The sequence below is a fragment of the Candidatus Poriferisodalis sp. genome (assembly GCF_965204125.1).
Taxonomy (GTDB): domain Bacteria; phylum Actinomycetota; class Acidimicrobiia; order Acidimicrobiales; family Poriferisodalaceae; genus Poriferisodalis.
Genome location: NZ_OZ241968.1, coordinates 953,879 through 967,041 on the forward strand (window position 1 = coordinate 953,879; position 13,163 = coordinate 967,041).

Annotated in this window: 11 protein-coding genes and 1 tRNA gene; 2 read left to right on the forward strand and 10 right to left on the reverse strand. The window is 66.2% G+C overall.

Features of this window, described 5'->3' with window-relative positions:
* Positions 1–3: 3 nt before the first annotated feature.
* The 6 genes from folB to ACOGXD_RS04590 form a co-directional block, all read right to left on the reverse strand.
* A complete protein-coding gene (gene folB, locus ACOGXD_RS04565) occupies positions 4–372 on the reverse strand; it encodes a dihydroneopterin aldolase (protein WP_419916731.1) in 369 nt (122 codons plus the stop codon).
* Positions 373–380: 8 nt separating this feature from the next.
* On the reverse strand, positions 381–899 hold the full coding sequence (locus tag ACOGXD_RS04570) for a hypothetical protein (protein WP_323671930.1): 519 nt from the start codon (positions 897–899) through the stop codon (positions 381–383).
* Positions 900–979: 80 nt separating this feature from the next.
* Entirely contained in the window at positions 980–1,531 is a 552-nt protein-coding gene (gene hpt, locus ACOGXD_RS04575; RefSeq protein ID WP_419917351.1) for a hypoxanthine phosphoribosyltransferase, read from the reverse strand.
* A 59-nt stretch (positions 1,532–1,590) separates the two neighbouring features.
* Positions 1,591–2,604: a tRNA lysidine(34) synthetase TilS gene (gene tilS, locus ACOGXD_RS04580; protein ID WP_419916732.1), complete on the reverse strand. Its 1,014-nt coding sequence runs from the start codon at positions 2,602–2,604 to the stop codon at positions 1,591–1,593.
* Positions 2,588–3,673 carry a zinc-dependent metalloprotease gene (locus tag ACOGXD_RS04585; RefSeq protein WP_419916733.1) on the reverse strand — a complete coding sequence of 362 codons (1,086 nt, stop codon included), beginning with the start codon at positions 3,671–3,673 and terminating at the stop codon, positions 2,588–2,590. The genes tilS and ACOGXD_RS04585 overlap by 17 nt, the downstream gene beginning before the upstream one ends.
* Positions 3,674–3,681: 8 nt before the next feature.
* Positions 3,682–3,816 (reverse strand): hypothetical protein, encoded by a 135-nt coding sequence (locus ACOGXD_RS04590; RefSeq protein WP_419855224.1) that lies wholly within the window; start codon positions 3,814–3,816, stop codon positions 3,682–3,684.
* A gap of 286 nt (positions 3,817–4,102) precedes the next feature.
* Between ACOGXD_RS04590 and ACOGXD_RS04595 the strand changes: the two genes are divergently transcribed.
* Positions 4,103–7,345, forward strand: coding sequence for a type ISP restriction/modification enzyme (locus ACOGXD_RS04595; RefSeq protein WP_419916734.1), 3,243 nt, complete (start codon positions 4,103–4,105; stop codon positions 7,343–7,345).
* A 136-nt stretch (positions 7,346–7,481) separates the two neighbouring features.
* Here ACOGXD_RS04595 and ACOGXD_RS04600 read toward each other — a convergent pair whose 3' ends face one another.
* The gene (locus ACOGXD_RS04600; RefSeq protein ID WP_419916735.1) at positions 7,482–8,798 is read right to left on the reverse strand and encodes a hypothetical protein; all 1,317 of its coding nucleotides are present in this window, start codon (positions 8,796–8,798) and stop codon (positions 7,482–7,484) included.
* A 669-nt stretch (positions 8,799–9,467) separates the two neighbouring features.
* Here ACOGXD_RS04600 and ACOGXD_RS04605 point away from each other — a divergent pair.
* Positions 9,468–9,539, forward strand: a tRNA-Thr gene (locus ACOGXD_RS04605).
* A gap of 37 nt (positions 9,540–9,576) precedes the next feature.
* Here the strand turns inward: ACOGXD_RS04605 and ACOGXD_RS04610 are convergent.
* Genes ACOGXD_RS04610 through ACOGXD_RS04620 form a run of 3 tightly spaced genes read right to left on the reverse strand, consistent with a single transcriptional unit; the run spans position 9,577 to position 13,160 of the window.
* Positions 9,577–10,881 (reverse strand): hypothetical protein, encoded by a 1,305-nt coding sequence (locus tag ACOGXD_RS04610; protein WP_419916736.1) that lies wholly within the window; start codon positions 10,879–10,881, stop codon positions 9,577–9,579.
* Positions 10,882–10,891: 10 nt separating this feature from the next.
* Entirely contained in the window at positions 10,892–11,626 is a 735-nt protein-coding gene (tmk, locus tag ACOGXD_RS04615; RefSeq protein WP_419916737.1) for a dTMP kinase, read from the reverse strand.
* 43 nt (positions 11,627–11,669) lie between these two features.
* The gene (locus ACOGXD_RS04620; RefSeq protein WP_419916738.1) at positions 11,670–13,160 is read right to left on the reverse strand and encodes an MFS transporter; all 1,491 of its coding nucleotides are present in this window, start codon (positions 13,158–13,160) and stop codon (positions 11,670–11,672) included.
* Positions 13,161–13,163 lie beyond the last annotated feature (3 nt).

Below are 13,163 nucleotides of genomic sequence, written 5' to 3' on the forward strand. Positions count from 1 at the left end.
GGCTCATGCCGGGCGACGGGTGATGCGCACGCCGCTGGTGCCGAGGTCGACCGCAACGGGCGGGCGGAGCTTGGTGACCGCGACCGTGGCGGCGGTCACGCCGTCGATGCCGCACAGCTCCTCGGCGATCAGCTCGGCCAGCCGTTCGAGCAGCTGCGGCTGGGCCTCGTCGCACAGCGCCACGATGCCGTCGCATACGGCGCCGTAGTCGATGGTGAGGCCCAGGTCGTCGGTGGCTCCCGCCCGGCTCAGATCGGCGTAGAGATCGATGTCGATGCTGAGCGGCTGCGGCGCGGTGCGCTCATGCGCCAACGCCCCGATCACGCACGTCACCCGCAAGTCGCGGAGTTCGATGCGGTCTGGTGCCGTCACTGCAGGGCTCAGCTCGTTGTGCCCTGGCCGGGGAGGATGCTCAGCGCCACGTCGACCACACGGCGCCCCTCAGGGCCGACTCGCTGGCCGAAGATCCGCTCGGTGATGGCCGTGGCCTGGGGACCGGTGGGCACCTTGCCCGACAGCAGCAGGTACGACGCCACGAACCCGCACACGTCCTCGCCGACCCGCTCCTTGTGCAGGATGACGCGCTTGCGCTCGCCGGCCAGCCGCTCCAAGTCGTCGTGGACCGACTGCAGGTACTCGCCCAAGTCGTCGAAAGCGGGCCATGGCCGGTGCAGGTAGGGCATGTCCAGCTCGTCGTAGTTGTGCAGGTTGTGCGGCGCCGAGATCAGCGACACGACGATGTCGAACTCGTTGCGGCGCAGCCAGATGATCTCTTCCTGACGGCGGACGCGCCGGTGGCTGGCGCCATAGCCGCCAGGACGCTCGCACACTGCGAGGCGGTCGGCGACGACCCAGTTGAAGTTGCGGGGCTGAATGCCCTCCGCCCACTTCCCTCTCATAGCTCGCCGTCCCTGCAAGCGTGTACCCGGCAGAATTTACCGGTGCCCGACTGAGCCTGCACAGCCGTTCTGCAAGACCTTCAGGCGCTGTCTGCGGCAGCAGCGTCGTACGCGCGGATCTCGGCCAGATTGCGGTACTTCTGCGCCAGATCCAGCCCGTAGCCGATGACCCACACGGGCGGCAGCCGGAAGCCGATGTAGTCGACGAGGCCGTTCAGGCTGCCGTTGTGCTCGCGGGTCAGCAGCGAGCACACGGCCAGGCTGGCCGGGCCGCGGGCCAGCAGGCTGCGACGCAGGTACGACAGCGTGAGACCGCTCTCCACGATGTCCTCCACCAGGATCACGTCGCGCCCCGCAATGTCGATGTCGAGATCCTTGAGAATGCGCACGACGCCGCTGGATCGGGTGCTGCTGCCGTACGACGAGACGGCCATGAAGTCCATCTCGACCGGCAGGTCGATGGCACGGCTGAGATCGGAGGCGAACATCACCGCCCCCTTGAGCACCGCCACGAGCAGCGGTTGGCGGCCCGCGTAGTCGGCAGTGATCTGCGTGCCCAGTTCGGCCACCCGCTCGGCGATCTCGGGGCCCGAGACGAGCACTTCGCCCACGGCGGGGTCGCCGGCGAGCATCGAGTCGAGGTCGCTGTGGGATTCCTCCGAAGCCGATGCGCCTGCCACGTGAGCCGAACTTAGTGGTTATGCGTTTCCGATGGCGGAACAGCTTGCTCGAGTCGAAGCCGATCGGCCGAGCGGCTGACCCGCCGCCCGCCGCCGACCTCGGTGGCGCGGTGGGTGTGCCTGGCCACCTCGAGCACCCGCTCGACCGTGCTGGCATCGGGCGGATGATCGGTGCGCAGCCACGCCCGGATGGCTCGCCGCGCCAGGGCCACCGGCGCATTCCGCAACTCGGACGCATTGGTGGGATCGATGTCGGCCGCCAACACGTCGAGGAGGTCGGCATCGGCAGCCGCCAGCCCGGATCCACGGGCCAGCAACGGCACCACGTCACGCCCGGCGATGTCGCACAGCAGCGGGATCACCTCGTGACGGACACGGCTGCGCCAGAAGCGAGGGTCGGCGTTGGAGGGATCACGGATGGGCTCGTAGCCGACCAGCTCGCAGACCCGCTCGGTCTCGGTGCGCCGCAGCCCCAGCAGCGGCCGCCGGTCGGCTCTCATGGCGGCGAGCGCATCGAGCGCGCCGCCGCGCAGCAGCTGCAGCAACACCGTCTCTGCCTGGTCGTCGGCGGTATGGCCCAGCAGCGCATCGGGACCGAGCGCGGCGTGGCGGGCCTCGCGAGCCCGCGCCTGCAAGTTCGCCCCAGGGGCAAGGTCGAGGTGCATCACGCTGAACCCCGCCCCGAGCTGGTCGCACAGCGCCTCGACTCTCGCCGCTTCGGCCCTGCCCGCTTCGCGCAGCCCGTGATCGACATGGACTGCAGAGACGGCGGTGATCCCGCTGCCGCTCCGCTGGGCAAACCGGCAGGCGAGCACCAGCAGCGCAGCCGAATCGGCGCCGCCCGACACTGCGCACACCAGATCAGGGCCCTCGATGTTGCCGAACGTGCACCGGTCCACCAGACACTCGAGTTCGTCCGAGCCACGTGATGCATCGCCAGCAGGACTGGGCGGCGCGGCAGGGGCGCCGGCAGCCGTCACCCGCGGCGAGCGGGGTCCGGCGGCTCGATCAGGCCGCTGGGACACGCTCCAGCCAGGCTTGGGGGTCGCGGATCTCCGCCATGGACGGCAGGTGCTCGACGCGCTCCCAGATCCGGTCCACCGCCCGGGGGCCGCGCTCGGCCTCGATCTCGGCGATGAAGTCCTCACCGGCCTGGTATTGCGCCAGCTTGGCCTCGATGCCCAGCAAGCGCTGGATCAGCCGCGCCATGCCGCGCACATTGCGGCGCCGGTGGTGCATCACCACGGCAAACCGGTCGGCGTCGGGGATGTGCCCGCGGGCGGCGCGCGCCATCGTGACGTCGCCGTGCCCTTCCACCAGGCTCATCATGCCGCCCACCTGGGCGATCAGCTCGCGCTGTTGGTCAGTCGCGAACACTGCGGCGAGCCCTCCCTCGCCCAGCAGGTCCTGGCCGTCTTGGTCTGCACCGCTGCGACGCAGGGACACCAGGCTGCGCAGACCCTCGCGTACACGCTCGGGGTCGGGTTGGGCCTCGTCGACCAGCCCGTTCACGAGCTGCAGGAAGTGCGGCCGCAGCCACGGCACGCCGGTGAATTGCGAGCGGTGGGTCAGCTCGTGGAGCGCCAGCCACAGGCGGAATTGAGCCGGGACGAATGCGTAGCGCTTCTCGGTGACCAGGATGTTCGGGCCGACAAAGTAAACGGTGTCTCCCGCTGTCGCCGTCTCGTCGTCTGAAGCCCACAGCAGGTCGTACTGGCCGAGCACCCGCTTGGACATCCAGCCAAGTACGGCGCCCAGCTCCACCGCTCCCAGCGTCTGCGTTGCCCGCGAGGTCGCTGCGGTGCCGTCGGCACCGGCCGATGCGCCCAGCAGCGGTTGCAGCAGCCGCCGGAACGCCGCGATGTTGGCGTCGATCCAGCCCGTCCGGTCGATCACCTCTGCGTGCGCCTCGCCCGGCGTCTCCAGCCCGGTCTCGATGGCCACCAGCTCAGCCGCAACCGGCACGAAGCGGGCGAAGTCCTGCCGCAGCGGTTCAGCGAGGTAGGACTGGTACAGCGGCTCGGTGCCTGCGACCCGCACCGCGATGCGGCGCGCCAATTCCCAGTCGACGTGCTCGTCGGCGGGATCGCTCACTGTGTGGCTCAGCGCTTGGGGTACCGCGGCGCAACCACCTTCTGCACGTAGCCCGCGACCAGCTTGAAAACGGTCAGCACCGTCACGATGGTCAGCGGGACCGCCAACCAGTAGTGCCAGACCTGCGCGCCAAGGAGCTCCATGGCGCAGATATTAGTGGTCAGCTGCGCCAGAACCCCATCGGGAGGGCGGCACGTGTTGCAGCGGGGTTCCTAGCCTCGCGCCATCGTCTTTCGCGTCGGCCGGGCAGGGCATCCTTGGTTGTGCGAACTGCGGCAGCACCCCGACATCGAGAGAGGGCAGATGACCGATTCGGCACCTCCAGCGGACATGGTACGGGTCTTGGCCGAGTTTGCCGCCGGCGTTCGTCGATCAGCCGGAGCGGCTGGGTCGCTCTCTGAAGAAGTGCTGACAGCACCGTGCCGTGACTTGCTGAGCGCAGCAGCGGCCATCTTGGGCGCAGGCGAGTTCACGATCGTCGACAAGGCACGAGTTCCGGGAACCGGCTACCCGGACATGTCAATCTTCAACGGTCGCGGACAGGTGATCGCCTATGTGGAGCTGAAGGCACCGGGCAAGGGCGCAGACCCCGAAGAGCTCACCGGCGAGCATGATCGCCGCCAGTGGGAGCGTTACCGACTGCTCGACAACATCCTCTACACCGACGGGCTGGACTGGTCGCTGTACCGGCAAGGAAGCCGCAGGGGACGCGTCTTCCGACTCGCCGACGACCTCACCAAACATGTGAGGCCCACCAGTGTCGATGGGCGCGACGCAGCTGAACTCCTCACCGAGACATTTTCGTGGATGCCGTCAGTTGGCAGCGGTCCGGTCGGACTGGCGCGGTCGGGTGCTCGCTACTGCCGGATGCTTCGCGACGAGATCGCCGCCTTTGGCACCGAGGTCCCGGGCCTGCCGCCTGCGTCTCGGCAAGCACTGTTCCCCGATCTCGCCGACGATGCTTTCGCTGATGCGTACGCCCAAGCCGTCACGTTCGCGATCTTGGCAGCGGCCAGCTTGGAGATCCGCCTTGACGTTCACCCGGAGCTACACCTGCGGCTGTACGACATCTCGCGCCAGCTTCGTCAGCGGCGCGGCGTGCTCGGAGAAGCTCTGCACCTGCTCACCTACAGCGAGCCCGTGCAGGAACGACTGAACATCTACCTCGAATCGCTGCTGGCGCTGGCGGAGTCGGTGGACTGGGAGGGGATTCGCGGCCGCAGCGCCAGCGCTGGAACCGAATGGCTTCACTTCTACGAGGATTTTCTCGCTGAGTACGACCGAGAGTTGCGTCGGCAATCAGGTTCCTACTACACGCCGGCGCCCGTCGTGGAATGGATGACGCAGTTCGCAGATCGGCTGCTCGTCAGCAGATTTGGCAAACAGCGCGGGTTCGCCGATCCAACGGTGACGGTCGTGGATCCCGCAGCCGGCACCGGCACGTTTCTGCTAAGCGTCATCGATCGCATCGCCGAGACGGTCGAGGCCGATAGCGGCGCGGGTGCGGTCGGCGCTGAGCTCGCCGAGGCCGCACGAGAGCGTCTCATCGCCTTCGAGGTGCAGGCCGGCCCATACACGGTCGCGCAGCTCCGACTTGCCGAACGGTTGGCAGCCCAGGGCGCCTCGACTGAGTCGAACCGGGTGTATTTCACCGACACACTCGACGATCCGTTCAGCGACGTGCCAGCAGCCCAGTCGATGTTCGAGCAGATCAGTGCGTCGCGGACCGAAGCCAACCGGGTGAAACGCGAAGAGCGCGTGACCGTCGTGCTCGGCAACCCGCCATATCTGGCGCAAGCCGCCGGTCGGGGCGGGTGGGTCGAGACCGGAGACCCTGGCGAGGAGGACAATCGACCCATCTTCGATGACTGGCGCCCGCCGCCGTCGTGGGGCGTGGGACCGCATGTCAAACATCTGTCGAACCTGTACGTCTATTTCTGGCGCTGGGCGACCTGGAAGGTGTTCGAGCAGGCGCCGACTGACGAGCAGCCACCCACTGGCGTAGTCACGTTTGTCGCACCCACGGCATTCTTGACCGGACCCGGCTTCGCGCGTATGCGCGAGTGGCTACGCATGCACTCGACCGACATCTGGGTGCTGCATCTCACGCCCGAAGGGCATCAGGCACCGCAGGCGCACCAAGTATTCGGCGCAATGCGGCAGCCCGTCGGCATTGTGACTGCGCTGCGAGCGCCTGACGCATCCGAGCGCGACGCACCGGCGACTGTGCGCTTCTACCGCGTGCAACCGGCGGTGCTCAAGGACAAGTTCGCCGAGATCGCACCGCTGTGCGATCCCGATTCACCCAATTGGATGACGCTTCCTCCTGCGACAACTGACGAGCAGAGGCGAGCGCCATTCGATCCACCGCCCAGCCAGGCGTGGAGCAGCGCCCCTCGGCTCGACGACATCTTCCCGTGGCACGGCAATGGGGTGATGATCGGGCGCACTTGGCCCGTCGCGCCGCTGCCGCAGACCGCCCAGGAAAGATGGGCGACGCTCGTCAGCGAAACCGATGCCCGTCGGCAGGCCGACCTGTTCAAGGAACATCGGAGGGACCGGCGGGTCGACCTCCCAGTCGTCGACAATCTCGTCGACCCTCCCGTCCGTCGCCTTGCCATCGCCGACAAAGAAACGCGTGAGAACACCGCCCTGCCAGGAACGGTCGAGTACCGCTGGCGCAGCTTCGACCGCCAATATCTCATTGCAGACAAGCGCGTGATCAACCAGCCGAATCCGAGCCTGTGGGCGGCCCACAGCTCACAGCAGCGGTACTTCTGTGTCCCGGCGATGACCACAGATGGCGTTCGGCCGCTGATCGCGTCCAGCACAGGCCTGCCGATTGCGCTGTGCGATGCGATTCCCGACATGGACAACCTGCTGGGTAACCGTTCCGGTCGCGTTCACCCGCTGTGGCGAGATCGCGACGCTTCCGTGCCGAACATCGCGCCCGGTCTGCTTGCGGCGATCTCGGCACGCCTAGGTGCCGACGTCACCGGCACCGTTCTGTTCGCGTACGCCGCTGCAGTCATGGCACACCCCGGCTATGTCTCCCGATTTCAGGACGATCTGCGCAACGCTGACGTGCTACGCCTGCCGATCACCACGGACACCGCCGCATTCGCCGATGCAGTCGCGCTCGGCCAACAAGTGCTCACAGCCCACTGTCTCGACGTTTCGGCCACGGCTGGGCAGGCCCGAGTGAGGATGCCGATTCCGGTCCAGCCTGCCGAATTCCGCTACGACACCCGAACAGAAGCCTTGATCATCTCTTCGCCTGGCGCAACCGACGGCGAGGTTGGACCGGTTCCGAATCGCGTCGCCGCTCTCACGGTCGGCCAGACGAACGTGCTTGAGTCGTGGTTCCGATCACGCACCACGGGAACATCTCAGCGAGCGGCATCGCCCCTGGACCACATTCGCAGCGATTGGACTGCAGCGGACACGAGCGAACTGCTCACGGTGCTTGCAGCGCTCGAACAAGTCACCAGCCTGTTCGACGAACAAGCGCGCACGCTCGAACACCTACTTTCGGGGCCCACACTGAGTATCGAAGAACTTGACGACATCGGCGTGCTGCCGGTTACTGCCGACGCGCGTCGCAAGCCGCCGCCCTTCGCGCAACGCCAAGCATCCTTACTCGAGGCGACCGATCCTGCCACCGAGGACTGAAGCGCCATGACAAGCAAGCGATCCTTGGACGTTTCGTAGCCGCGCCCACGCGGTCGTCTCGTAGGAACAGACACGATTCACGTTCGCAACGCACCATATGAGCCCGATCTGTCCCACACAACGCCGCGACGCTCAGTTAAGCGCCGAACATCGCCCTCCTCATTTCGGATGTCATAAAGGCATTGGTGCTTCCCGCAGGCATCTCCTTAGCAATTCGGCCTCTCGTCCGGTCCAGAATGGGGGGACAACGACATTGACGAGCTTCGCAGTCCAAACAGTAGTCAGGATAGCTCGTCGCCATACCGCGTTCGAGGTCATGTCCAATATGCTTGAGGGGTGTGTTGTTCTTCATTTCGCGAATATTCTCAACCCGCATCAGCCAAGCAAATACGTCAGCGGCTTCGCTCAAGAAGAAGCTGGGCTCTTCGTCAAAGAGCCGGACTGCTTCCGCCAATTCACCGAGTTCCTCGGTTAATCGGGCAAAGGTCGGGCCGTAAGAGTCCGTTTGAGATACAGGATAGATCTTCCGAAACATTTTGAGCCACTGGCTCAAACTCTGAGGGCGTTGGCCGTACCTATTGGATGAGGCGAGTTGTTCGAGTTCAACCCAGCGCGGTCGGCCCGGCTCTTGCTTTATGTCACGGCATATATCTTCATTGTGCGTTGCAGTCTCACAGTACGGACAAGCATTAGGGAACTTTCTGAAGATCATGTCGGAGACTTGCCCAACACTGGCCTTGCCGCAGAGCGCGAACCACCAAGCGAGCGCCTTCGGCACGTACAACGTGAGATCCACGTTTGGCTTCTTCTTCTCACTTGCAAACCCGCTCAGTCCGCCAACCACTTCAACTAGATGATCCATCATGTAGCTGAGGCCACGGTGAGAATTCTTGGCCCAGTAGATCTTGTTTAGGGCGATATACCACTGGTCGAGACTGCGGTCACCGTACGACTCGAAGAGTTCATCATCATTTCGGGAGAGGATCCGAAATTGTCGACTAAAGTCGAGATTGAGTTCCTCAACTTGTGTCATCAGCTCGGCCGGAAACAGCTGCACTTCGATTCCGGCTTCTCGAAGTCGAAGGACCCCTTTTCCAGTAATATTGGGATTGGGATCCAACATACCAACGACTACAGTAGCGATCTGACGATCAATTATTCTATCAGCACACGGCTTCTTGGGTTCATTGCGGGAGATGCATGGTTCAAGGGTTGTGATAAGAGTTGCTCCGGCGACGTCAGTTTGCCCAAGCTTCTTTTCGAGCAATGTATATTCAGCATGATCGCCCGAGGCGAGTTCACCCCGATATGCGACGTTCACGATGTTGTCGTCCCTCACGAGGACGGCACCGACTTTGGGATCGGTCCTATCCGATCTATCAGAGCGACATTCTCGAGCGATTTCGATCGCACGCTTCATTGCGTCCAATTCGGGCTGCGTCACCATATTCATGGTCGGAGCCTAGCTGTCGCCCATTCGGCTTGCTTGATTGTGAATCTGGTGAACTGCTTGTTGTGATTCGCTTGGGCGGTCCAACTGCATTGACCGGCTTTGCTGACCTGCGACGATATAGGTCGCCAATGCGTATACCGAGCTAGCCAAGAGGTACGACATAGCTAAGAAATGACCGTGCGGCAATAGCGGCATGGCTGGCAAACGACGAGAATCCGATCGTGACCCCGCCCAAGACGATCTGGACTCAGGAATCGAATTGGCGCTCCCAGCGCCTCTCGCTGGGACAACGCTGGATTCTGCTGTCGTTGCGGGCGACGAGGCTTCACGGCTCCGCAGGACGACCGGCAGAAGCAGGCCGTCTCGTAATCAATGCGACAACCGCCGTCCGACTCTAGGCAAGGTTGGGACTAACTGCCTTCAAGGTTGCCAGAGGGGATCACCTCCAAGGCGTATACGAAGCCATGCGTCGACTCGGGCTGCGTGCCTTCAAAATGTCGAGCCCAAGAAGAGCTGCCTGATCTACCGACACACCTCAACAAGCTCGGACGCACTCCTGAACTGTCGCGCTAGCCTCAGCGCCCTCAAACCAGCGCTGGCGCACGTCTCGGTCTAGAGAGCTGGGAACTACGAACCCAACGCTCTACGCCGTCATCCGTGCCAGCGCCTGCCCGAGTAGCTCAGTGGCAGAGCGGCTCTCTCGTAAAGAGCAGGTCGTGGGTTCAATCCCCACCTCGGGCTCGCCGGCGGACCGCAGGGCCGGCTGGTGGGCGAGGCCTTACCCGCCGAGGTGGCCGAGGCGAATGAACAGGCAGCTCAGGGCCAAACGCTGGTTGGCGTTGAAGCGCAGCGCCTCGGCGGCGTCGCCGATGGCGTCCAGCTGTCCCGCTGCCGACTCTGCACGCAGGCTGCCGTTGCCGGATTCATCGCGGATCTGCGATGCCAGCACGGCCAAGCCCATCGTGATCTCGTCGGTGCGCACCCGGCGCAGTTCACGGCGGTGACGCTCGTCGAGCGAACTGCGGCCCACATTCGTCCCGTAGAGCTCGGCCTGCTCGTCGGCTGCTGCTCGCTCTGCCTCGTGGCGGGCTTCGAGCGGTGCGGCGGCCTGCTCGGCCGCCTCCAGCGCGGCATCCACTGCTGCCATCGCAGCGGATGCCGTGCCGTTCAGGGTGCCCCGCAGGCCGCGCCACGTCTCGATGCGCACGGCAGCGTCGTCGTCGGAGGCGAGCAGCCGAGCACGGTCGATCGAGCCTCCGGCAGCGGCTGCGGCGAAGCTGGCACGGCCGGGCTCGATGCCCTCGGCGACGAGCAGCGCTTGCAGGTCGGTGTCGCCCAACGACTCGAAGTCGACACGTGCGCAGCGGGAGGCCAACGTCTCCATCGACCGGTTGACTTCCTCCGCGATCAGCACGAAGACGCACGACGGCGGCGGCTCCTCGACCGACTTCAGCAGGATCGGCGCGCTCAGCGCTGCACGGTCGACGTCGCAGAGCACGATGACCTTCTGGTCGCCGGCGACGGGCGCAGCCGCGGCGGCACGCACCGCCTCGCGAGCCTGCTCGGCCGTCATGGCTGCACCGACACGATCGAAGACCAGCAGGTCGGGGTGCTGCTCGGCGAGCGCGAGACGGCGTTCACGCTCGGGAGTCGCGCTGCGTGCCGCCAGCAGTTCGCCGGCGAAACGGCACGCTGCGCCGCGCAGGCCGGCGCCCGCGGGGCCGACGAACAGGTAGGCCGGCAACGGCGAAACGAGCGCTGCCTGCAGGCGGTCAACCGCTGCCGGCTGGCCCACGATGCCATCCAGCAGGTTGCCGACCGGAGCCTCGTCCACGATCGGCTCGTCGAGCGGTGACGGGGCGGGCGGAACCGGGAGCTCGTCCGCCACCGGCTCGTCAGCGGCTGGCACCGACAGGTCTGACAGCACCGGTGCCTCATCGACCTGCGAGGACGATTGGGACGGCGGCGAATCAGGGGAAGCGGGCGGCGGGTCGCCAAAGTCGAACAGCGACAGCGGGGCCGGCTCGGCTGGGGCGTGCTCCGATGTGGCCTCCGGATCGTCGGCGCCGTCTTCCGATGCCACGACGAGCGCCCTAGTCCGCCATCGCGGGATGCTCAGCAACCGCGACTCGCACCCGCTCGGCAACCTCGTCGACGCTGCCGGTGGCGTCCACACGGACCCAGCGATCAGGTTCCGCGTCGCACAGTTCGCGATAGCTGCGCCATACCCGCATCGCGAACTCCAACGCCTCGCCCTCCAACCGGTCCGGTCTGACAGTTCTCGACTGCTCGCCGCCCGGTGCGGCGTTCGAGCCACCCTCCAGCAGTGACATCTGCTCGCCGCCAACCCGGTCCAGTCGGTGAACGCGTCGGTCGGCATCTGCCAGCGGCACATCGAGCAGCACAACGAGGTCAGGCAGGATGACTTCGGGCAGGACCGTCGATGCCTCGGTGGGCCGTTGCGAGGCGTAGTTGATGAGTGCCTGCAGATCGTCGAGGGCCAAACCCCGTCCGTGACCCTGGTAGGCCAAGGTTGAGCCATAGGAGCGGTCGGTGACGACGTCGCGACCAGCTTCAAGCGCCGGAACGACGACCGTAGCGATGTGCTGGGCCCGATCGGCGGCGAACAGCAAGGCCTCTGTTCGAGCCACAGGCACGGCGATGTCGGAGGCGTCGAGCAGAGCGCTGCGCAACAATGCACCAAGCGGCGTCCCACCGGGCTCGCGGGTATGGACGGCATCGAGGTGGGACGCCAGCATCTCGGCCTGCGTGGACTTGCCGCTGCCGTCGAAGCCTTCCAGGGCGATGTATCGGCCGCGAGAACTCATGCCGTTGCCTCGCCGTAGGGCGCGCCGTCGGGCCTGCGGACGGTCATGATGCATCCTCGCCGCTGTTGGCGGCCTGCGGTGCCCGGCGCCCCTCGCCCCGCCGGCTGCGCAGCGACAGGGCGGCCAGCACGCCTGCCATCAGGATCAGCAACGCACCCAGCCACAGCGCTCCCCTCACCCCGGGCAGCGCGAGCACCGAGTCGCCGACGCGGATCTCGTTGTCGAACGCAACCTCGAAGAGCCACTGGAAGCCGTCCGACAGGAAGCCCCCAGCCGCCATCGAGATCAGCAGGCAGAAGCGCACCAGCGTGTACATGGCCGCGAAGACCCGCCCGCGCAGCACCTCCTCCACGTTCTCGTGCAGCAGCGTCAGCCCGGTGACGTACACCGAGCCGGCCGCCAGCCCCAGCAGCAGCACCCCAGCCAGCACCAGCAGCGTGATGGACACCGAGGCGGCAAACATCAGCGAGGCACCGGCGAGGAACACCGAGAACACAAAGAGCCGGGCGCGCCCCTCCGCGGCAAGCGCGGACTGGCGGCCGAGGTAGTTCGCGGCGCTCTGCAGCAGCGTCACCAGCGCCACCCCGCCGCCGACGCCCAGGCCCATCGCCACCAGGATCGAGCTGAAGCCGGCGCTGCCGGCACCCAGCACCTCGTCGTTGAAGACCGCTCCCAGCGGTACGAGCATGCCGCCGCCGATCATGCCGGTGCCCAGGCCCACCAGCACGGCACGCACCTGCGGGTTGAGGGCGATGAAGTCCCAGCCTTCGCGCAGCTCGCGGAAGCCCTGGCGCCAGTCGATGCGGCGACCGGTGTCGCGCTTGCGATGCGCTGCGGTGATGTGCGGCGACAGCGGCAGCGTGGCGATGATCGCTGCGGCAATGAGGAAGGTGGCCGAGTCGAGGACGAGCGACATCTCCACCTGGCCTATGTCGGTCCAGCCGATCAGCTCGCCCAGCTTGGCCATGAGGGCGAAGGCGCCGGCGCCCAGCGGGAACGTGCCATACGCGGCCACCAGGCCCAGCGAGTTGGCCGCGGTGAGGTGCTGGGCGGGCACGATGTTGGGGACGATCGCCTCCTTGGCCGGGCTCCACAGCGAAGTGGCCAGCTCCAGCGCCAGCGATGCCAGCACCAGCAGCCACACCCGGTCGATGAACGGGATGGTCAGCAGCACGCTGGCCCGCACGATGTCGCAGATCACCAGCAGGCGCTTGCGGTTGAAGCGATCCACGATGATGCCGCCGGCCGATGCCAGGAAGAAGCCCGGCAGCACCCGCGCCGTCACCACCAGCGCGATGGCGGAGCCCGGCTGATCGCCGCCGATGCGCCGCGCCACCTCGATGGTGGCGAGCAGCCCGATCCAGTCGCCGAACGAGCTCACCACCTGCGCGACCCACAGGCGCAGGAACCCCGGCGCTGCGAACAAGCCCGGCTGCGGCGCCTCGGCCCCTGCGTCCGGGTCGTCGACGGCTTCAGCGTCGGCGTCAGGTGCCCCCGAGCCCCCGAACGACTGCATCGAGCGGTCCGAATCCATGGC